Source organism: Bradyrhizobium jicamae (genome assembly GCF_018130695.1).
Taxonomy (GTDB): domain Bacteria; phylum Pseudomonadota; class Alphaproteobacteria; order Rhizobiales; family Xanthobacteraceae; genus Bradyrhizobium; species Bradyrhizobium jicamae_B.
Map to the genome: position 1 here is coordinate 1 of NZ_JAFCJX010000016.1, position 19,532 is coordinate 19,532.

Below are 19,532 nucleotides of genomic sequence, written 5' to 3' on the forward strand. Positions count from 1 at the left end.
CGGATCGACTGGTTGGCGATCTTGTCGCCTTCCTGGACCTCGCTCTCGACAGCCACCGCCTTCTTGGCCGGCTTCTTTTCCTTGGGAGCTTCGGCCTCAACTTTCGCCGGTGCAGGCGCCGGTGCTTCGATCTCGGTCTCGCGGAAGGCACGTTCGAGCTCGTCGAGCGAGACCTCGCCGGGGCGCAGCGGACGCTCCAGCGTCTGATCCACCAGCGAACCGTGGGTCATCGCCTTCTCCGGCGCCTTGGCCTCAACGGCCGGGGCTTCCGGCGCAAGCGGCGGCGCTTCGGCGACGGGCGCAGCCGCCGCGATCGGCGAAGCCGACGCTGACATCGCGGCCATGCCGCGCTCGACCATCTCTTCCAATTGATCGATCAGGTCGCGGTCATCGCCTTCGGGCTCAGCCTCGGTCGCCTCGAGACCGGCGAGAATCTCCTTGATGCGGTCGATGCTCGACAGGATCAGCGTGACGGCTTCGGCCTTGACCGGCATGCCGTCGCGGAATTTGCCCATCAAGGTCTCGCCGGCATGGGCGAGCGCTTCGAGCCGGGGCAGACCGAGGAAGCCGCACGTGCCCTTGATGGTGTGGACCAGGCGGAAGATGTTATCGAGGATCTTTGCGTTGTTGGGGTCCTGCTCGAACTGCACCATCTGGTTGTCGACAGTGTCGAGGCTCTCGCTGCTCTCCGTCAGGAATTCCCGCAACAGATCGTCCATCGGATTCCGCCCCTCAAAGTGCTACGTAACGGCCGCCTCCAAGGGATACCGCGCACAGCTTCACGGCGACGTTAATATCGCCGTCCGTGCAAATACGGACCATGAAGGTCTTCAAGGAGTTGGGATGTTGCATTCCAACGTGTCCACGAGCGTCGACAGGACAGATATTCGCCTGCCGTCGGTAACAGGCTCCTTCAACCGGAAGCTTGCGTTTGATTCAAATTGAACCGAGCACGTTGATAAGCACGCGCCTCACCGCGCCTGTCACATGCGTTCGTCAAGCCGCATCGCGCGACACGGCGCACAAAGCAAAAGCGGCGGAGTTTCCTCCGCCGCTTCCGATCTCGTTGTTGCCTGCGGCTACGCTTAGCGGAGCAGCTGCAGCACGCTCTGCTGCGACTGGTTGGCCAGAGCCAGCGCGGACACCGCGATCGACTGGCGGGTCGACAGCGCCTGGCTGTTCGCCGCTTCCTCGTTGGTGTCGGCCAGCGTCAGGTTGGACGAGCCGGTCTGCAGCACGTTGATCAGGTTCTTGGAGAAGTCCTGACGGATCTGCACGATCGACAGGTTCGAACCGAGGGTCGAAGCCTGCGAGCGCAGCGTGCCGCTGGCTGCATTGAGTGCCTTGATCGCGGTGTTGGCCGAGGTGTTGTCGAGGAAGTCCGTTCCGGCGGTCAGCTTGGAGAGTTGGAGGCCGGCAGCGTTGAAGGTCACGCCCTGGATCTTCAGCGTCGAGGTACCCGTCTCGTTGAAGGTCAGCTTGAGCTGATCGCCATTGAGCAGGTTGATGCCGTTGTACGAGGCGTCCTGGGCCGTCGTGGTGATCTGATCCAGGATGTTGTTGTACTGGTCAACCAGGTTGGCACGGTTGGAGAGGGCCGTCGGATCCTGCACCGGCGCGGCACCGGCAAGGCCGGCGAACACGTTACCCACGGCAGCCGCGGTACCACCGATCGCGCCGATGGTGGCCGAAGCCGCATCGTTGGTGGTGGTGATGGTGAGCGCACCGGTCGAGCTCAGCGTCGCCTGCAGGTTGTTACCTGCGAGGGCGTTGTTGAGGTCGTTGAGCGACTTGACCTGGCCAACACCGTTACCGAACGTGATGTTCGTGGCAGTGCCGTTGCCGGTTGCCGCGATGGTTAGCGTCTTGCCGGTCAGGCCGGAGGGGGTACCACCAGCCGGCTGCGAAACGCCCGAGGCCGGCAAGCCCAGCGCGGCCAGCGCGGCCGTGTTGGTGCTGGTGATGTTCAGCGAACCATAGTTGGTGCCGGTGTGCAGCGTGATCGCGCCAGCTGCGATGCCCGAGCCGGTTGCGCCGCTCGCGGTATCGATCGCCGTCAGCAGGCTGCTGACATTCGCCGTGGCGAGGTCGAGATACTGGGTGTTGGCAGCAGAGCCCGCCGATCCGCCCACGCCGGAGTCGTAGAACACGATCGACTTGCCGTCGACCGCAATAGAGTCGCCTGCGGCGAACTGGCTCGACAGCACGCTGTTGCTCTGCGTGGCGACGCCCTGCAGCAGGGTGGTGCCGACGAGGGCCGTGGTCGTCGCGGTGTTGCCGCCGCGGCTGGACGAGGCAATGCCGAGGGCCGACAGGATCGCGGTGCTGTTGGCGTCGGTGCCGAAGGTGATGTCGCTTGTGGTGCCGGTCGACAGCGTGATGTGGCCGGTGCCATCGATACCAGAGGTGACGCCGGTGCCGGCGGCTGCCGCGATCGAGGTGGTGATGTCACCCACCGTCGAGGTCGTGCCCGCGCCAAGACCGATGGTCGTGACGGTGCCGGCGGTCGTGGTTGCGGTCGCCGCCGCGTTGAAGACGATCGTGTTGCCGTTGGCCAACGTCAGCGTCTTGCCCGACAGCGCCGTCAGCACGGCCGTATCGAGGTGGTTGGCAGCGGCCGCGTCGAGCGAGGTGCTCGCGGTCACGGCAGCCGGGGTGCCGGCGTTGTCCTGCAGGGCGACGGAGCCGGTGGTGCTGGTGGAGGTGTAGGCCGAGCGGGTGGCACCGGTGGCCGCGCTGCCGACGAAGGTCGCGTCTGTGTAGCCGGCGCCCGAGCCGAGCAGGTTGTCGGTGGTCGCGCCGGCGATCGCGCCGGTGGTCACGGACGACTTCTGGGAGTAGCCGACGGCAGCCTGGAGCGCCTGGTTGGCGACCGACTTGGCGCTGTCGACCAGCTTCTGCAGCGAGGTGATGCCGGTGTTGGCAGCCTGCAGCACCTGCACGCCGTTGCCGATGCCATCCAGCAGGTTGTTGATGTCGCTCGCGCGGTTGTCCAGCGAGGCGGCGGTGAAGAAGTTGGTCGGGTTGTCGAGCGCAGTGTTGACCTTCTTGCCGGTGGCAAGGCGGTTCTGCGTGGTGGCGAGCAGGTCAGCGGTCGACTGCAGCGAGAGCAGGTTCTGGCGAACCGATGACGAAAGAACGATGCCGGACATACGAGGTACCCTTCTGGATGAACACGATTGACGCGACGCCGCAGATTTCGCGCGGCGATCGGTGCCACCCTGAGCCGTCCGCGCTACTCGTTCGTTAAAGTGCTCCTCCGTACAAATACCCAGACGGCCCTCCGGCGGTAATCATACGGGACGTCCGTTCGCTCCCGCCAAGGCACGCGCCTTGGCGAAGGATCGAATTTGACGACGACTGACTTCGTGCTGGTTTTGCTGGCCTTGAGCGATATCGACGTTGCCGCACGCGTTCCCGACATGGCTGCGAGGAGACCTGGAAGACGGATTCTTCGCCGCGCCTTCGAGGTGGCAATGGTTAATGGAAATCAATAAATGCCGTCAAAAAACGCAACGTCTGCGCCCCGGCGCCGGCACGCGGCAACAAGTCTCTTGGGCAACGCTAACCCGTCTTGGCGGCGCCCGCACAATCCCGCCTGGCTTCAATCAGACACTCGTTGATCAGCGCGAGCAGCGCCGCCGGCGTGAACGGCTTGCGCAGGCAGCGCGTGGCACCGAGCTCGAGCGCCATGCGCAGGAAATCGGGCGCCGGACTGTCATGATTGGCGAAGGCGTAACCGGACATCGCGATCAGCGGCAGGGTCGGCGCGCGCTCGTGAAAGACCCGGATCGACTCGAAGCCGCGCATATGCGGCATGAAGATATCGACCAGCATCAGATCGAAGCCGCCCTGCCCAAGCGCGCGCAGCCCGCTCTCGCCGCCGTCGGCGATCGTGACGTCAAAACCCTGGCGCCCGAGATAGGTCTCGATGGCCATGCAGACCATGGGGTCATCATCCACGACCAAAATTTTCGTCATATGTGCCCCCTGAGGTGAAATGATTGGTATCCGATCATTCAAGTGATGCAAAACTCACGTCGGAACACACGCTACGTCGTCCGGTTCTCCTCGTTTCATGTTTTGCGGGACAAGCCTCCCCGGCTTCGCCGGCGGCGAAGACCACAGATCCGGCGTCTCATGAAGAGTCAGCCCGTCCCAGCCCGTTCGTTCAAATCCTTTCGTGACGCGCCGCCCCAATCCGGGCGCGCCGATGCAGTGACGGTCGCGAGCACATCGCGACCCCAAGGCCGTATCGGCTCAGCCAAGCGCCAATCGCGCGACGGGTATGCGTGTCATCGTCCACGACCAGAATGCGACGCATGCCGGTCTCCTCGCCGCGCCTCGCGCTTTCTCAGCATCGTCGATCACCTTGCAATTTTCGCGAGCGAATCAGCGCGCAATTCATTATTTGCGTCGCAAACGACTCTGGCTGTCTGCCCTCTAGAGTGTATAGGATCGATATCGCAACCCATGGATATCGCGACCCTTGTGCTATTGGATGGAGAAGCTATGGTGCGTTCCATCCCACACGCCAAGAGTAGGTGATGCGAGACCCACGTGCTCCCGCCTGACGGCAGGAGAATTCATGTCTGCGGTTCCGCATCCGCTCAATAGTTTGCTGCACGCTCTGCCCGCGGCGGAGCTCGAGCAAATCCGACCTCTCCTCGAAACGGTGGAGCTGACCAAGGACACCGTGCTGGCCGAGGCTGGGGCACCGGTGCAGCGGGTCTATCTTCCTCACAGCGGCATCGTCTCGATGGTGGTCAACCTCGCCGATGGACAGGCCGTGGAGACCGCGACCATCGGTCGCGACAGCATGGTCGGCGCTTCCGCGGCGTTGTTCGGCGGTCCGCTGCTGACGGATGCGATCGTCATCGTGCCGGGCAGCGCGGCGATGATGAAGGCCGACGATTTCCGCGCCGTTGCCAACCGCAGCAACACCTTCCGCACCCTTGTCATCCTGCACGAGCAGGCGTTGACGGCGCAGACCCAGCAATCCGTGGCGTGCAACGTCTCGCATTCGGTCGAAGCGCGACTGTCGCGCTGGTTGCTGCGCGCGCGCGACCTGTGCGGGAGTGAAGGATTGCCGCTCACCCAGGAGATGCTGGCGCAGATGATCGGCGTTCGGCGCAACGCGGTGTCGATCGTCGCCCATGCGTTTCAGCAGGCCGGCATTCTCCGCTACAGCCGCGGGTACATCGAGATCGTCGACATCGAGGGTCTGCGCCGGACCGCCTGTGAATGCTACCGCGCCGTCAAGACGCATACCGAACGCCTGCTCGGTCCGGCAGAATAGCGCGCTTCGGGACAGAAGAGCGGGCGATCCTGCATGGCCGTGGCACAAACTGCATAGCCCCATTGGCCAGTATGTCTGGCAGCCGGAACGTGGCAATATTGACCTGTCAGTATTGCTGTCGAAGTCGAATTGCGCGCGTCAGGCTGGGCACGGGACAAGCTTTGCTCGTTTAAGGCTGGAGGCTGCTTTGGATTCGGGTTCGCGCCCCCCAAATGGATTGCTCTCGTCGTTATCGGCGAACGATTTTGACCTGATCCGTCCGCATCTACGGAACATCGACCTGACCTCGGACATGGTGCTGATCGAGGTCGACGAGACGCTCAAGCGCGCCTACTTCCCGCACAAGGGCGTGATCTCGCTGGTCGTCAAGCTGGCGCGCGGCGAGCATGTGCAGGTCGCGATGGTCGGCCGCGACAGCGTCTTCGGCGCCTTCGCCGCGCTCGGCGACGCGACCGCGCTGAACAGCGCCGTGGTGCTGGTTCCCGGCGTGGCCTCGACCATCGAGCTCGAACCGTTGCGCGCCGCGGCCGACCGAAGCGCGACATTTCGCGCGGCGCTGGTGCGGCACGGCCTCGCCATCCATGCCCAGGCCCAGCAGACTGCGGGCTGCAACGCCGCGCACACCGTCGAGTCGCGCCTGGCGCGATGCCTGCTGCAAACCCGCGACCTCTCCGGCAGCGACAAGATCGTGCTGACGCAGGAGGCGATGGCGCAGATGATCGGCGCGCGGCGCAACAGCGTGTCGCTGGTCGCGCATACGCTGCAGCAGGCCAATTACATCCACTACAGCCGCGGGCATATCGAGATCACCAATCTTGACGGACTGCGCAAGACCTCGTGCGAGTGCTACGCCACCGTCAAGGCGCAATATTCCCGGCTGCTGCACGCCCAGGAATCCTGCACCGCCTGATCCGGAAGGCGCCCCGCCGAGGCGTCTGGTGCCGGCGGCAGCATTCCGGCCGTACTTCTACGGCTCGGAATTTTCACTGACGACTAACGATGACTGGCGATAGTGACGTGGACACGAGGCATCGCATGTTCACGTATGAAACGACCGACCCGAAGGAAGCCCGCCGCTTCCGCATCGCTCAGTTCAACGGCCGGAACGCCACCGCCCGATCGGCCGGCACGACCGTTACCGGCCGCGTCCGTGCGATTGTCGAAAACAAATCCGCGATTCCTGCGGCCTGGACCATCACCATCATCCCGGAAGAGCCGAAGACATCAGCGCCCGTGCTGCGCCCGGCCCCACGCGTCCGCGCCTTCGCCGAAGACTATCTCTGAGACGACCTCGTCGCTGTGACAGCGACGCCCCATCGCGCGCTCAGGCGCGGCGATCATCTTCCTTGAGATCAGCAACAATCAGGGGTGCAGCAGCGCCTTGCGGACGAGATCCGCGGTGTTGCGCGCGCCAAGCTTGCGCATGGCTTCGGCGCGATGGCTCTCGAAGGTGCGCGGGCTGATGTTCATGCGCAGCGCGCCCTGCTTGTTGGAATAGCCTTCGCTGATCAGGTTGAGCACTTCGCGCTCGCGCTTGGTCAGCGGCTTCTGGCCGGCTTCCGGCGACAGCACCATGTCGGGCGCCCGCGCCGGCTGGGTCTCGCGCGCCGGCTTCAGCTCGATCGCGGCAGGCACGGCCGGATGGAGATCGGAGATCTGCTTCAGCATCGCGCAGACCCGCTCGGTCTGTTCCAGCGCGTTCTCGACGATCTGCTGCAGGTAGATGCGGTTGCCCGGGCTCTGCGAGAACTGATGGCTGTGCTGCTTGATCTCATTCATGTAGAGCAGCAGCGCCGTCATCGGCCCATTGAACTGGCGCGCGATCGCAGCACCCGCCTCCTCGGCGGCCTGCACGCGCAGTGTCGACACCGCGATCGCCTCAGCGCGCATTTCGAGCGCACTCCGCTCCTCCGGCCACTTGGCCAGAGGCATTTCGGCTCGATGATCGTGGTGCGTCATGGTTATGGTTTACCGGAGCTGAACTGTGGCAGAGTTAATTCCAGGATCCGTAGAAATACGGAGAACGCAATTCGCGATTCAAACCTTCTGACGCCCAAACAGACGCGGATTGGCAAGGATTTGCAACAAAACTCGTATAAGAAATTCAAATTCCGGTAGTTCTACGGGTGGGGAAATTGCCTTAATCCCCGTAGTTTCACGGGCCATGCGTTTACCATGCGGTCCGTGCCGGGCCGTCCAGTCATGGATTGGTTACCTGACCTCAGGGTGATTCGAATCAGCGGGGACGGCCGGTGAACGCTCATCGGCGTCCTCCAGAGGCCGCCGCAGCCGCAAGAACTTCTCCAGGAAGCGTCCGGAAACGACGAACCTGAACCACCAATACGCCATGCGACGCGTCTTCATGTGTCATGTCCTCGACACCGAATTGGCCCAGCCTCTCCCCCTTAGCGCGTGGGGCGCTGCCGCGCTGTGAAGCGCTTCACACGGTTTACAGGCCTCGCACGCCTCGCGATGATCGCCCCCTCGATCATCCCAACAACATCCGAGAAGGAGACCGCGATGGCACGAGGACAGGGATCACGGATCGCAATGGCCGCGCTCGCTTGCGCAATCGGTCTTGCGCCCGCCGCGAACGCACAGACTTCGCCAGCCGGCAATGCGACCCCGGCACCCGCCAGCACCGCGGCGCCGACGGCGGACAATGCCGTGATGCTCACCATCTTCCTCAAGCATGATCAGTCGCGTCCGCTCGGCGAGCTCAACGCCCAGCTCGAACGTCAGGGCTTCTACAAGGCGTTTCCGCCTGAAGGCGTCGAGGTGGTGAGCTGGTATGTGATGATGGGCGTCGGCCAGGTGGTGACATTGCGGCTGCCGGCCTCGCGGCTGCGCGAGGTCAACCGCATTTTCGAAACCAGCGCCTGGGGCGCCTACCGCACCGAATTCTATCCGACCTACGACTACAAGGCGATCGGGATCGCCAATCACGACAAGGCAAAGTGATCGCGCTGACGAAAGAGTTGCACCGGCGCGATCTTGCTCGACTTTTCCCGCTCCGGTAGCATTGCAGAAACCCACCGAGTGATTTTCTTGCCATGAGTCTGCTCGCATTTGCCGCCGGCGCCCGTCGGCAGCCATACCTCGTATTGGCCCTGCTCGCCCTGCTTGCCTTCGTACCTGTCGCAGCACGCGCAGCCGACAACGTCGAGCATGTCGTGCTGTACGAAGAAGACCCCGCAAATCCTGCCGGCCTCCGCTTTCCCGGTTCGGTGGCCTGGCGCACCGAGAAAGTCACCTCCGCGGGCCAGCCCGATGACATTGCCGTGCGCGCCGATATCGACATTCCCGGCCAGTTCAAGATGAGGCTGGTCTTCAAGCGGAACCGCGATACTACGCTTCCGGCCAGCCATGTGGTCGATCTGACTTTCGTTCCCGCGCCAGGCTATCAGGGCCTCAACATCGCCAACGTTCCGGGCATGCTGATGAAATCCAACGAGGCGGCTCGCGGCACGCCGTTCGCGAGCCTTGCGGTCAAGGTCACCAACAACGTCTTCTTGATCGGCTTCTCCAATGTCGAGGTCGACCGCCAACGCAATCTGCAAATGCTCCGGGAGAAAACGTGGTTCGATATCCCGATGGTCGACGCGCGCCAGCGCCGCTCGATCATCGCAATCGACAAGGGACTTTCTGGCCAGCGCGCCATGACCACGGCGTTGACGGCATGGGGGCAGAACTGACGGCGCGAAGCCGTCAAGAGACTAGGCGTGCGCCCGCGCGCGCTGACTGAGCTTGCGGGCCAGCATCTGCAAATCCTCGCGGCGTCCGCTACACAGCAGCCGCGTGAATTCGTCGGAATCGACATTGGTGGGCGGGAAGGCGGCATCCGACTTGCGCGAGCGACGAAGCCAGGTCCAGCGGAAGAGACGCTTGAGCATCTTCATGGTTGTGAGCCCCGAGAAATCTCACAGAGAAGCCTGCGTGGAGCAGCTTGCGGATAAGTCGCGGGCTCACCGATTGGTTCCGCCTGCGGCCTCCGACTGCGGGCAATTCTGAGCCGATAAAGCTCTTCACGCAAGCAGCGCTTTACGCTTTCGCACCCGCAAAATGGATTGCGTGATCGCAGCCTGACCGAGCGTCCCATCCACGATCTGCCGCTCGGCCGCCTCGGCGATGCCGGCCATCTCCTGCTCCTGGTCGAGCAGATTGTTGCCGATGCAGACCATGTCCATGCCGGCCCTGATCGCCGCAAGGCTGGCGGCGTGGGTGCCGAGCGCCTTCTGCAGCCCTTGCATCTGCATGTCGTCGGTGATCAGCAGCGTTTCCGGCAGGCGCGCGCGCAACCGACCGATCCCCGCGGATGACAGCGTTGTCGGCAGGTCGGGATCCCATGGCGCGACGATGGCGTGACTGACCAGCACGGCATCGCCGAACATCTCCGGCGCCAGTTCGTAAAACAGCTCCTCCTGATCCTCGCGCAGCGCGTCCGAAATGTCCATGAACTCCAGATGCGAATCGACGTTGGCGCCGCCGATGCCCGGATAATGCTTCAGGCACAGCCCGACCCGAGCCGCGCGTGCCGCCGCGTCCACCAGCCGCGCATTGGCCTCGACCTCAGCGATCTCAGCGGAATAGGCCCGCTTGATCTTGCCAATGTTGGGATTATCAGGGTTGTAATCGACGTCGACGACCGGCGCGAAATTGTAGCTGACGCCGAGCTGCCGCAGCTCGCCGTAGCTCGCGGCGAGCAGCCGCCGCTTCTCCGCCTCGTCGAGCCGGTTGAAATCCCTCGCGCTCGGCAGCGGCTGGAAACCGCGCCCCTCCTTGAGGCGACGGACCAATCCGCCTTCCTGGTCGATGAACACCATCGGGCTTGACGGCAGCGCCGCGATCTCGGCGCAGAGCGCGCGGACCTGGTCGGGATTCTCGATGTTGTTGTCGTATTGCCGGGTCTGGCAGGAATAATCGAACAGGATCACACCGCCGAGCGAGAACCGCGCGGCAAATTCTCTCAGCCAGGACGGGATGGCCTTGCCGTGGAAGCCGAGGATGAAGAGTTCGCCGACCGACATGGGCCCTCGCAGAATCAACGCGCGCAGGAGGAAGCTAGCATGCGGCGGTATGACGATGCAGCCGACGGATGACGAAGACTGCGTTTGCCGCGTCCCATCGCGATGCTAAATCAGACCCCACGAGATGCGCCACCAGGCGCACGACAGGACCGGATCATGACAGCACCTTACGTTCCGCAGATGGCCCTCTACCGCCAATGGCTGAAGGACGTCAGCGGCCTTGCGTTCAGCACTTATGAGGAGATGCGGCGCTGGTCGGTGACCGACATCGACGGCTTCTGGCAGAGCATTTGGGACTATTTTGACCTGCGCTCGCCGACGCCGCACAGCGCGGTGCTGGCGCAACGCAAGATGCCGGGTGCGGTCTGGTTCCCCGGCGCCTCCGTCAACTATGCCCGCCAGGTGCTGCGCCATGTCGACGCCGCCGATGCCGCAGGCCTGCCGGCGCTGATCTCGGCCGGCGAGGACGGCGTGCTCACGGAGACGAGCTGGCCGGAGCTGAAGCGCAAGGTCGCCGCACTTGCGCTGCATCTGCGGGCGCAGGGCGTGACGTCGGGCGACCGCGTCGCCGCTTATCTGCCGAACATTCCGGAGACGATCGTCGCGTTTCTGGCGACCGCCAGCATCGGCGCGATCTGGAGCCTGTGCGCGCCCGACATGGCCGCGCCCGCCGTGATCGACCGCTTCAAGCAGATCGAGCCGAAGGTGCTGATCGCAACCGACGCCGTGACCTATGCCGGCAAGCGGCACGATCGCCGTAACGTCATCGCGGAGCTGCGGCGCGCGCTGCCGACGGTGCAGCATGTCATCCTGCACGGCGAGGCGGCAATGTCGGAGATCTCGCTCTCATCCATCTTCGCCGGCCGTGGCGCCGCGATCGACGCCTTCGAGCCGGACTGGCTGCCCTTCGACCATCCGCTCTGGATCGTCTATTCGTCCGGCACCACCGGATTGCCGAAGCCGATCGTGCACAGCCATGGCGGCATCATCGTGGTGGCGCTGCCGCTGTCGGTGCTGCACAACGACATCGGCTGCAGCTATCACGAGAATTCCTTCGGCGAGCGCTTCCACTGGTACTCTTCGACCGGCTGGATCATGTGGAATTGCCAGGTCGGCGGCCTGCTCAACGGCACCACCTGCTGCGTGTTCGACGGCAGCCCGGGCGGCTCAAAGGACAAGCCCGACTGGACCACGCTGTGGCGCTTCGTTGCCGACAGCCAATCGACCTTCTTCGGCGCGGGCGCGGCGTTCTTCGCCAACTGTGCCAAGGCGGAGATCGACCTTGCCGCTGCCGGCGACCTCTCGAAGCTGCGCACGCTCGGCTCGACCGGCTCGCCGCTCAGCGCCGACACGCAGGACTGGTTCAACACGCGTTTCGCGGCACTCTCGAAGACCAATGGCAGCGCGGCGCAGGCCGACATGTGGTGGGCCAACATCTCCGGCGGCACCGATTTCGCCGGCGCTTTCATCGGCGGCAATCGCGAGCTGCCGCAAGTTCCCGGCACCATGCAGTGCCGCTCGCTCGGCTGCGCGGTCGAGGCCTTCAACGAGCAGGGCCAGGCCGTGATCGACGAGGTCGGCGAACTCGTCTGCACCGAGCCGCTGCCCTCGATGCCGCTGCGCTTCTGGAACGATCCCGGCGATGTCAGATACCGCGCCAGCTATTTCGAGACCTATCCCGACAATTTCGACGGCAGCGGCCGCGGTCCGGTCTGGCGCCACGGCGACTGGCTCAAGGTCGATCCCTACGGCTCCTGCGTGATCTATGGCCGGAGCGATGCCACCATCAACCGCCACGGCCTGCGCATGGGCACCAGCGAACTCTATTCGGCGATCGAAGCGCTGCCGGAAGTGCTCGATACGCTCGTCGTCGACCTCGAATATCTCGGCCGCGACAGCTACATGCCGCTGTTCGTGGTGCTGCGCGACGGCGTCGCGCTCGATGCCGCGATGAAGACGAAGATCAACCAGGCCGTCGAGGCCGGCCTGTCGCGCCGCTTCCTGCCCAGCGACATCTTTGCGGTTGCCGAGATCCCGCGCACGCTCTCCGGCAAGAAGCAGGAGCTGCCGATCAAGAAGCTCTTGCTCGGACACGCCGTCGAGAAGGTGATCAACCGGGATGCGATGGCCAATCCAGGCTGCCTGGACTGGTATCTCGATTTTGCGAAAAGCCACTTGAACAAGAACGCCGGCGCGGCGTAACGAAGCTTCCGGCACCGTACCGCCCAGGACTTTCCCAATGCCCTCTCCCAGCTACATCGATCCCCTCACCGGAAAGCTCTACCCGCTCGACGTGCCGCGCTGGTGCTCCGACGAGGGCAAGCCGTTGATGATGACGGAGCTTAAGGGCATCTCGCGCGACGAGATCGATCGCGGCACGCGTTCGCTGTGGCGCTATCGCGCGGCGCTACCGGTCGAGATCAAGGCGCCGATCACGATGGGCGAGGGCTGCACGCCGCTGGTCGAGAAGGAGTGGGGCGATCTCCGTCCCCATTTCAAGCTCGAATGGTTCAATCCGACCGCGAGCTTCAAGGATCGCGGCACCACGGTGATGCTGTCAGCCATGCGCCAGCTCGGCGTCGGCGCCGTGCTGGAGGACAGTTCCGGCAATGGCGGCGCGTCGGTCTCCGCCTTTGGTGCGGCCGGCGGCATGCGGGTGAAAATCCTCGCGCCCGCGACGACGTCGCCGATGAAGGTCGCGCAGATGCATGCCTTCGGTGCCGAAGTGCAACTGGTGGAAGGCCCGCGCGAGGAATCGGAAAACGAGGCGATCCGGCAGTCGAAGCAGATCTTCTATTCCAGCCACAACTGGCAGCCGTTCTTCCTGCAGGGCACCAAATCCTTTGCTTACGAGATCTGGGAGGATTGCGGCTTCACCGCTCCCGATAATGTCATCATGCCCGTGGGCGCCGGCTCCAGCCTGCTCGGCTGCTATATCGGCTTCAAGGAATTGCTCGCTAGCGGCCAGATCAAGAAGCTGCCGCGCCTGTTCGCGTCGCAGCCACTGAACTGCTCGCCGCTCGATGCGAGCTTTGCAGCCGGCGTCGACACGCCTGTTGCCCGCGAGGTGCGCAAGACCATCGCCGAGGGCACCGCGATCAAGTCGCCGTTGCGGCTGAAGCAGATGGTCGCCGCGCTCAGGGAGAGCGGCGGCGGAACGGTCGCCATTCCCGAGGACGGCATCGTCGCGGCATTGAAGCGGATGGCGCGCACCGGCCTGTTCGTCGAGCCGACCTCGGCCTCGGCGGCAGCGGCACTCGACGAGCTTCACCGTCGCGGCGCGATCAAGCCGAACGAGCGTACGGTGGTGATCATCAGCGGCACCGGCATCAAGGCGTCGGCACTGATCACGGAGCTATTGGGCGCAAGCTAGAGCATGATCCGGAAAAGTGTGCAGCGGTTTTCAGAAAAGGCATGCTCAAACAAGGAGCTAAAGCGCGATGACGATTCAACTTATCTCATCGCGCTTTAGTCGTGCGCGCGGCCCTCACACCGCCGGCGGATTCAATCGTCGGAATCCGTCCTGGGTGCGATAGGGGTAATAGGGATAGCTCGGCATCGCAGCGCTGGCCTGGTCGAGGCGTGCGATCTGGTCTGATGTCAGCGACCATCCAACCGCGCCAAGATTGTCGCGCAACTGCGCCTCGTTGCGCGCGCCGATGATCACGGACGATACGGTCGGACGCGTCAGCAGCCAGGCAATCGCGATCTGCGGCACGGTGCGGCCGGTCTCCGCCGCCACCGCATCGAGCGCATCGACAACCGCATAGAGCCGCTGCTCGTCGACCGGCGGCCCGAACTGCGCCGTCTCGTGCAGACGGCTGGTGTCCGGCAGCTTCTCCCCGCGACGGATCCTGCCGGTGAGCCGGCCCCAGCCCAGCGGACTCCAGACCAGTGCGCCGACGCCTTGGTCCAGGCCGAGCGGCATGAGCTCCCATTCATAGTCGCGGCCGATCAGCGAGTAGTACACCTGATGCGCGCCATAGCGCGGCCAGCCGTGACGATCCGCCAGCGCGAGCGATTTCATCAGATGCCAGCCGGAGAAGTTCGAGACGCCGACATAGCGCAGCTTGCCGGCGCGCACGAGCATGTCGAGCGTCGACAGCACCTCCTCGATCGGCGTGAATGCGTCGAAGGCATGGAGCTGCAGCAGGTCGATATAGTCGGTGCCGAGCCGCCGCAGCGCCGCCTCGACTGCGTTCACCAGGCGATGGCGCGATGAGCCCGCATCGAGCGGGCCGTCGCCCATCGGCAGGCCGGTCTTGGTCGAGATCAGAACCTGATCGCGGCGGCCCTTGATGGCAGCGCCGAGAATTTCCTCGGATGCGCCGTTCGAATAGACATCGGCGGTGTCGAACAGATTGACGCCGGCCTCGAGGCAGATGTCGATCAGCCGGCGCGCGTCGTCGACGCCGCTGCGGCCCCAAGCCGAGAACAGCGGCCCCTGCCCGCCGAACGTGCCCGTCCCGTAGCTGAGCGCGGACACCTTCAGGCCGGATGTCCCGAGATTACGATAGTCCATGACAGACCTCCTTGCTTGACGCGTGATGCTCATTCGGCCGGGCAGGCCAGCGCAGACACCGCAGGTCGATCGAGACGCAGGCTCCATAGCGCAAGCAGCAACCCGGTCGCGGTGATCGCCGCCGCCACCAGCGGCAGCGCGCCGAGGCCGAAACCGCGATCGATGGCGAGCCCGCCGGCCCAGGCACCGAGTGCGTTGCCGAGATTGAAGGCGGCGATGTTGAGGCTCGAGGCGAGCGTGCGGCCTTCCGCGCCGGCGGCTTCGAGCACGCGCAGTTGCAACGGCGCGACCGTTGCGAACGCAGCGATTCCGAGCAGGAACAGCAGCGCCACCGCGAAGGCCTTGATCGAGAGCACCGCCGCCAACGCCCCCAGCACGAAGACAAGACCGCCCAGCGTGACGATCAACGCGCGCCCCAATCCGCGATCGGCGAGCTTGCCGCCCGCGACGTTACCGATCGCAAGGCCGGCGCCGAACACCAGCAGGATCGGCGAGACGGCGGCCTCCGGAAAGCCGGTCAGCCGGGTGAGGATCGGCTGCACATAAGTGAAGACGACGAACAGACCGGCAAAGCCGAACACCGTCATGGCGAGCCCGAGCAGCACCTGCGGGCGACCGAGCACCGCCAGTTCCTCCTGTAGCCGCGCCGGAGGATCGTTGCGGCCAACATGACCGGGCACGAGCACGGCCAGTACGATGAAGGCCACGACGCCGATCGCGGTGACCGCCCAGAATGCCGCGCGCCATCCCAGCATCAGTCCGAACCAGGCGCCAAAGGGGACGCCGAGCAGGGTTGCGACCGTCAGGCCGATAAACATGGTCGCAATCGCGGAGGCGCGCTTGTCCTCGGCCACCAGGCTCGTCGCCACCACGGAGCCGACGCCGAAGAACGTACCGTGGGCGAGCGAGGTGAGCACCCGCGCGGCCATCAGCAGCGCGTAGCTCGGCGCCAGCGCGCAGGCTGCATTGCCGAGCGTGAAGACCGCCATCAAGGCCAGCAGCACCGTCTTGCGCGGCATCTGCCGCGTCGCCAGCGTCAGGATCGGCGCGCCGACGAACACGCCAAGCGCGTAACCGGAGATCAGCAAGCCCGCGACGGGCACCGACACCTGGAGGTCCGCGGCTACCTGCAGCAGCAGCCCCATGATGACAAATTCAGTAGTGCCGATGCCGAAGGCACCGGCGGTGAGGGCAAGGACGGCGGCAGGCATGTGTCACTCCGGTCGGATGGATGTCCGCGCTGGAGATAGCGAAGCCGCCGAAGGAGGATTAGATTGCCCTTGATCCAATGATTTGTGACATGAATTCAACATGGCCCGTCCCGACACCAATCGCTCCGCCGAGATGGACGTCTTCGTCCGCGTCGTCGATCTCGGCGGCTTCACCGCCGCCGCCAAGAAACTGCGCGTCACGCCGTCGGGAGTGAGCAAGCTGGTTTCGCGGCTGGAGGCGCGGCTCGGAACGCGGCTCGTCAACCGCACCACGCGCAGGCTTCAGCTCACCGAGGAAGGCCAGGCCTTCTACCAGCGCGCGGTGCGCATCCTCGCCGACATCGAGGACGCCGAGCGGGAGGCAGGCTCGGGCGCCGCGCCGCGCGGACATCTGACGGTCAACAGCAACATCCCGTTCGGCATGCTGCATGTCATGCCATTGCTGCCGCGTTTCCTCAGCCAGCATCCCGACATCACGCTCGATATCGTCCTCACCGACACGCTGATCGACCTGATGCAGGAGCGCGCCGACGTCGCGATCCGCGCCGGACCGCTACAGACCTCCCGGCTGGTCGCGCGCAAGCTCGGCACCAGCCGCATGGCCGTGGTGGCAGCCCCGGACTATCTGGCACGCTTCGGCACGCCGAAGACGCCGGCCGATCTCGCTGACCATCGCGGCATCGGCTGGACTTTTCCGCGCAGCATCCGCGGCTGGCCGTTCCGCCGCAACGAGCGGATCGAGGAGGCGCTGCCGCCGCCGGTCGCGCGCGCCAGCGATGGCGAGGTCGCGCGCCGGTTGACGCTTGGCGGCACCGGGATTGCACGGCTGGCGCTGTTCCATGTCGGCCCCGACATCGAAGCGGGGCGACTCGTGCCGGTGCTGCAAGGCTACAATCCCGGCGATCGCGAGGACATTCACGCCGTCTATGTCGGCCATGCCGGACCATTGCCGGCGCGAGTTCGCGCCTTCATCGATTTCCTGGCAAAACACATCCGCATCGGCGACCCTGCGCTGCGGCGTGGTGCGAACGGAAAATGGCGGGTGACGGCCGATCGCTGAAGCGGCTCGCGCGCGGCCGTCAGCGCGGCGCCGAGGCCGACGGGACGAACAGCTGCTGGCCGCCGACCTTGAAGGCGCCGATCGCCTGCTGGCCGTCCGGCGAGACCAGCCAGTCTGCAAACACTTTGGCGTCGTCGAGCTTCGACGCCGCATGTTTCGACGGGCTGAGCTCGATCACGTCGTAGCGGTTGAGCAAACGGGAATCGCCTTCGATCGCGATTCCGAGCGGTCCCTTGTTGTTGAAGCTGAGCCAGGTGCCGCGGTCGGACAAAGTGTAAGCCGCCATCGCGCTCGCCGCGTTCAGCGCCTGCCCCATGCCGCCGCCGATGTCGCGGTACCAGGTCTCCTTGCCCAAGGCGTCGGGCGACTGGGCGGCGAGCTTCCACAACCGGAGCTCGGCTGCGTTGGTGCCGCTCTTGTCGCCGCGCGAGACGAAGGGCGACTTGGCGGCGGCGATCGCCTTCAGCGCCGCGACGCTGTCGTTGCCGCCCCGCACCTTGGCGGGATCGGCATCCGGGCCGACGATGATGAAGTCGTTCCACGCGATCTGCCGGCGCGTCGCGCCGTGCCCCTCATCCATGAATTGCTGCTCGGCCTCGGGATCGTGCACCAGCAGCAGGTCCGCATCGCCGCGGCGGGCGGTGTCGATCGCCTTGCCGGTGCCCTGCGCGACCACGTTGACGGTGATGCCGGTCCTGGCGGTGAACTGCGGCAGGATCGCCGCCAGCAGGCCGGATGCCTCGACCGACGTCGTCGACGCCAGCACGATTGATTTGCCGGCGGCCATCGCCGGAGCTGCACAGATCAAGGCAAGCGCCGCGGCGGCGATGCGGATGGCTCTCATGTTTCGTCACTCCCTGCAGTTCTCGCGCGCCCCGCCAGCGCGAACACAGTCGCGCTGATCGAGATACTGATGCCGACCAGCACGGCGCCGAGCGCCAGAGCGAGCGAGAGATCGCCCTGGCTGGTCTGCAGCGCAATCGTCGTGGTCATGGTGCGTGTCGCACCGCGAATGTTGCCGCCGACCAGGATCACCGCACCGACCTCGGAGACGGTGCGGCCGAAGCCGGCCAGCACGGCTGTGATGATGTCGGCGCGGATGATAGCCAGAATCTGCAGGATCGCCTGCCGCCGCGACGCTCCGTCGCAGATCAATTCGTCGCCGTAGCGCGCCCAGGCGCGCTCGCTGGCGCGATGCACCAGCGCCGTGATGATCGGCATCGCCAGCAGCGCCTGCGCCACGATCATCGCGGCCGGCGTGAACAGCCATCCGAGCAAGCCGAGCGGCCCGGACCGCGACAGCGCCAGGTACAGAATGAGGCCGACGACGACTGGCGGCAGCCCGAAGAACGCATTGGCCAGCACGACGACAGCGCGGCGGCCGGGAAAATCCACCACCGCAAGCGCCGAGCCGAGCGGCAGTGCGACTGCGGTCGCGATCGCCGTGGCCGCAAAGCTCACGCCGAGCGAGAGTTGGATGATTTGCAGGAATTCTGTCACGGCGCCCTCGACCCCACTCATATCGCAAGGCCGCACCTGACATCAACGTAGCCGAGCACGCACCTTCGGTCGCAGCGTGCCAACAACGATCGGATCGCACTCGGCAGAAACAATCCGCGCCTGACGCAGGCGCGCTAACCCTGAACGCGCAGCAGTTCGCTGATGATACGCGGCTTCAACCAGCCGACATAGTCGATGATCTCCTGGCGCAGCGCGTCCTTCTGCGCCTCGTATTGCTCGCGCGTGATGCCCTGGCCTCCCTGTCCGCCCACGGCGGTGAGGCCGTAGGCTTCCAGCGACGATTCCTGGCGGGCTTTCCATTCGAGCACCTTGTTGGTCATGCCCTCGGCGATCGCCGGCACTGAACCGGGATGGCCGGCGATGTCGCACAATTCCTTGGTCCGCACGTCCGCCGCCAGCATCAACACGTTCCAGTCGTCGAAACCGACCAGGTCCATGTGGGCATAAAGAAACGCGCCGTGCTCGCCGTCATAGATGGTATGGTCGATCACCAGGAACGGCGCGGCGCGGCAATAGCCGTAGCGCGCCGTCATCTCGCGATTGAAGGCCTCGGTGCGCTGCTCGAGCCGCGCCTTGGCGGCCGCGAACATCGCAATGTAATCCTCGGCCGTCTTCCTGATATTGCGCGGATCATCGGGTTCGAAGCCGCATTGGCGCAGCATCGACCCGATCTTCGGATCGTCCCAGAGTTCCCTGGAGAAGACGCGCGTCACGCCGTCGGCATCCGGCGTCGGACTTGTTTCCGCCCTGAGTTCGCTCAGGGTCTGTTGTTTCTTGCCGAACGTCACCCCGCGTCCAAACATCACCGAAATTCCTTTCGCCAGGAGCCAGCTCAGGCCAGTCGCGGCAATCTATCGTGGAGCCTGTTAATTTACCTTCGGCCGCGAGCAAC

Annotated in this window: 19 protein-coding genes; 8 read left to right on the forward strand and 11 right to left on the reverse strand. The window is 64.9% G+C overall.

Features of this window, described 5'->3' with window-relative positions; genetic code table 11:
• From JQ604_RS22965 to JQ604_RS22975, 3 genes are all read right to left on the reverse strand, one after another.
• Window positions 1-719, reverse strand: a 719-nt coding sequence (locus JQ604_RS22965) for an Hpt domain-containing protein (RefSeq protein ID WP_212362177.1), incomplete at its 3' end; no start/stop codon positions are given.
• Window positions 720-1,085: 366 nt separating this feature from the next.
• Window positions 1,086-3,152, reverse strand: coding sequence for a flagellin (locus JQ604_RS22970; RefSeq protein WP_212362180.1), 2,067 nt, complete (start codon window positions 3,150-3,152; stop codon window positions 1,086-1,088).
• 412 nt (window positions 3,153-3,564) lie between these two features.
• Window positions 3,565-3,981: a response regulator gene (locus tag JQ604_RS22975; protein ID WP_212362183.1), complete on the reverse strand. Its 417-nt coding sequence runs from the start codon at window positions 3,979-3,981 to the stop codon at window positions 3,565-3,567.
• A 607-nt stretch (window positions 3,982-4,588) separates the two neighbouring features.
• Between JQ604_RS22975 and JQ604_RS22980 the strand changes: the two genes are divergently transcribed.
• The 3 genes from JQ604_RS22980 (at window position 4,589) to JQ604_RS22990 (ending at window position 6,583) form a co-directional block, all read left to right on the forward strand.
• Window positions 4,589-5,299: a Crp/Fnr family transcriptional regulator gene (locus tag JQ604_RS22980; RefSeq protein WP_212362185.1), complete on the forward strand. Its 711-nt coding sequence runs from the start codon at window positions 4,589-4,591 to the stop codon at window positions 5,297-5,299.
• A gap of 217 nt (window positions 5,300-5,516) precedes the next feature.
• Window positions 5,517-6,209 (forward strand): Crp/Fnr family transcriptional regulator, encoded by a 693-nt coding sequence (locus JQ604_RS22985; RefSeq protein ID WP_433996276.1) that lies wholly within the window; start codon window positions 5,517-5,519, stop codon window positions 6,207-6,209.
• A 125-nt stretch (window positions 6,210-6,334) separates the two neighbouring features.
• Window positions 6,335-6,583, forward strand: a complete 249-nt coding sequence (locus JQ604_RS22990; RefSeq protein WP_212362192.1) for a hypothetical protein — start codon at window positions 6,335-6,337, stop codon at window positions 6,581-6,583.
• 78 nt (window positions 6,584-6,661) lie between these two features.
• Here JQ604_RS22990 and JQ604_RS22995 read toward each other — a convergent pair whose 3' ends face one another.
• Complete coding sequence (locus JQ604_RS22995; RefSeq protein ID WP_249158582.1) at window positions 6,662-7,231, reverse strand: response regulator transcription factor; 570 nt, start codon at window positions 7,229-7,231, stop codon at window positions 6,662-6,664.
• 588 nt (window positions 7,232-7,819) lie between these two features.
• Here JQ604_RS22995 and JQ604_RS23000 point away from each other — a divergent pair.
• Together JQ604_RS23000 and JQ604_RS23005 are read left to right on the forward strand one after the other, a co-directional pair.
• Complete coding sequence (locus JQ604_RS23000) at window positions 7,820-8,260, forward strand: hypothetical protein (RefSeq protein ID WP_212362200.1); 441 nt, start codon at window positions 7,820-7,822, stop codon at window positions 8,258-8,260.
• A 92-nt stretch (window positions 8,261-8,352) separates the two neighbouring features.
• Entirely contained in the window at window positions 8,353-8,994 is a 642-nt protein-coding gene (locus JQ604_RS23005; protein WP_212362203.1) for a hypothetical protein, read from the forward strand.
• Between the two features lie 21 nt (window positions 8,995-9,015).
• Here the strand turns inward: JQ604_RS23005 and JQ604_RS23010 are convergent, their stop codons facing one another.
• Complete coding sequence (locus JQ604_RS23010) at window positions 9,016-9,198, reverse strand: hypothetical protein (protein WP_212362206.1); 183 nt, start codon at window positions 9,196-9,198, stop codon at window positions 9,016-9,018.
• Window positions 9,199-9,324: 126 nt separating this feature from the next.
• A complete protein-coding gene (locus tag JQ604_RS23015) occupies window positions 9,325-10,326 on the reverse strand; it encodes a glycoside hydrolase family 3 protein (RefSeq protein ID WP_212362209.1) in 1,002 nt (333 codons plus the stop codon).
• Between the two features lie 156 nt (window positions 10,327-10,482).
• Here JQ604_RS23015 and JQ604_RS23020 point away from each other — a divergent pair, with 156 nt between their 5' ends.
• Window positions 10,483-12,528: an acetoacetate--CoA ligase gene (locus tag JQ604_RS23020; protein WP_212362212.1), complete on the forward strand. Its 2,046-nt coding sequence runs from the start codon at window positions 10,483-10,485 to the stop codon at window positions 12,526-12,528.
• A 37-nt stretch (window positions 12,529-12,565) separates the two neighbouring features.
• Complete coding sequence (locus JQ604_RS23025) at window positions 12,566-13,699, forward strand: threonine synthase (protein ID WP_212362215.1); 1,134 nt, start codon at window positions 12,566-12,568, stop codon at window positions 13,697-13,699.
• 114 nt (window positions 13,700-13,813) lie between these two features.
• Here the strand turns inward: JQ604_RS23025 and JQ604_RS23030 are convergent, their stop codons facing one another.
• Together JQ604_RS23030 and JQ604_RS23035 are read right to left on the reverse strand one after the other, a co-directional pair.
• Window positions 13,814-14,848, reverse strand: coding sequence for an aldo/keto reductase (locus tag JQ604_RS23030; protein ID WP_212362218.1), 1,035 nt, complete (start codon window positions 14,846-14,848; stop codon window positions 13,814-13,816).
• Window positions 14,849-14,877: 29 nt separating this feature from the next.
• Complete coding sequence (locus tag JQ604_RS23035; protein ID WP_212362221.1) at window positions 14,878-16,059, reverse strand: MFS transporter; 1,182 nt, start codon at window positions 16,057-16,059, stop codon at window positions 14,878-14,880.
• Between the two features lie 100 nt (window positions 16,060-16,159).
• Between JQ604_RS23035 and JQ604_RS23040 the strand changes: the two genes are divergently transcribed.
• The gene (locus tag JQ604_RS23040) at window positions 16,160-17,119 is read left to right on the forward strand and encodes a LysR family transcriptional regulator (protein ID WP_212362225.1); all 960 of its coding nucleotides are present in this window, start codon (window positions 16,160-16,162) and stop codon (window positions 17,117-17,119) included.
• A gap of 19 nt (window positions 17,120-17,138) precedes the next feature.
• On the opposite strand, the gene JQ604_RS23045 is transcribed toward JQ604_RS23040, so the two are convergent.
• The 3 genes from JQ604_RS23045 to JQ604_RS23055 all read right to left on the reverse strand — a co-directional run bounded on the left by JQ604_RS23045 (window position 17,139) and on the right by JQ604_RS23055 (window position 19,443).
• On the reverse strand, window positions 17,139-17,963 hold the full coding sequence (locus JQ604_RS23045) for a substrate-binding domain-containing protein (RefSeq protein ID WP_212362229.1): 825 nt from the start codon (window positions 17,961-17,963) through the stop codon (window positions 17,139-17,141).
• The gene (locus tag JQ604_RS23050; RefSeq protein WP_212362232.1) at window positions 17,960-18,640 is read right to left on the reverse strand and encodes an ABC transporter permease; all 681 of its coding nucleotides are present in this window, start codon (window positions 18,638-18,640) and stop codon (window positions 17,960-17,962) included. The genes JQ604_RS23045 and JQ604_RS23050 overlap by 4 nt, the downstream gene beginning before the upstream one ends.
• A 113-nt stretch (window positions 18,641-18,753) precedes the next feature.
• The gene (locus JQ604_RS23055; protein ID WP_212362235.1) at window positions 18,754-19,443 is read right to left on the reverse strand and encodes a hypothetical protein; all 690 of its coding nucleotides are present in this window, start codon (window positions 19,441-19,443) and stop codon (window positions 18,754-18,756) included.
• Window positions 19,444-19,532: the final 89 nt, after the last annotated feature.

Bases quoted from the DNA above. Each gene is read 5' to 3' on its own strand.
- JQ604_RS23055 (WP_212362235.1), bottom strand. From the start codon at position 19,443: ATGTTTGGACGCGGGGTGACGTTCGGCAAGAAACAACAGACCCTGAGC.
- JQ604_RS23030 (WP_212362218.1), bottom strand. From the start codon at position 14,848: ATGGACTATCGTAATCTCGGGACATCCGGCCTGAAGGTGTCCGCGCTC.
- JQ604_RS23010 (WP_212362206.1), bottom strand. From the start codon at position 9,198: ATGAAGATGCTCAAGCGTCTCTTCCGCTGGACCTGGCTTCGTCGCTCG.
- JQ604_RS22980 (WP_212362185.1), top strand. From the start codon at position 4,589: ATGTCTGCGGTTCCGCATCCGCTCAATAGTTTGCTGCACGCTCTGCCC.
- JQ604_RS23050 (WP_212362232.1), bottom strand. From the start codon at position 18,640: ATGAGTGGGGTCGAGGGCGCCGTGACAGAATTCCTGCAAATCATCCAA.
- JQ604_RS22990 (WP_212362192.1), top strand. From the start codon at position 6,335: ATGTTCACGTATGAAACGACCGACCCGAAGGAAGCCCGCCGCTTCCGC.
- JQ604_RS23015 (WP_212362209.1), bottom strand. From the start codon at position 10,326: ATGTCGGTCGGCGAACTCTTCATCCTCGGCTTCCACGGCAAGGCCATC.
- JQ604_RS23035 (WP_212362221.1), bottom strand. From the start codon at position 16,059: ATGCCTGCCGCCGTCCTTGCCCTCACCGCCGGTGCCTTCGGCATCGGC.
- JQ604_RS23020 (WP_212362212.1), top strand. From the start codon at position 10,483: ATGACAGCACCTTACGTTCCGCAGATGGCCCTCTACCGCCAATGGCTG.
- JQ604_RS22995 (WP_249158582.1), bottom strand. From the start codon at position 7,231: ATGCCTCTGGCCAAGTGGCCGGAGGAGCGGAGTGCGCTCGAAATGCGC.
- JQ604_RS23005 (WP_212362203.1), top strand. From the start codon at position 8,353: ATGAGTCTGCTCGCATTTGCCGCCGGCGCCCGTCGGCAGCCATACCTC.
- JQ604_RS23045 (WP_212362229.1), bottom strand. From the start codon at position 17,963: ATGAGAGCCATCCGCATCGCCGCCGCGGCGCTTGCCTTGATCTGTGCA.
- JQ604_RS23000 (WP_212362200.1), top strand. From the start codon at position 7,820: ATGGCACGAGGACAGGGATCACGGATCGCAATGGCCGCGCTCGCTTGC.
- JQ604_RS22975 (WP_212362183.1), bottom strand. From the start codon at position 3,981: ATGACGAAAATTTTGGTCGTGGATGATGACCCCATGGTCTGCATGGCC.
- JQ604_RS23025 (WP_212362215.1), top strand. From the start codon at position 12,566: ATGCCCTCTCCCAGCTACATCGATCCCCTCACCGGAAAGCTCTACCCG.
- JQ604_RS23040 (WP_212362225.1), top strand. From the start codon at position 16,160: ATGGCCCGTCCCGACACCAATCGCTCCGCCGAGATGGACGTCTTCGTC.
- JQ604_RS22970 (WP_212362180.1), bottom strand. From the start codon at position 3,152: ATGTCCGGCATCGTTCTTTCGTCATCGGTTCGCCAGAACCTGCTCTCG.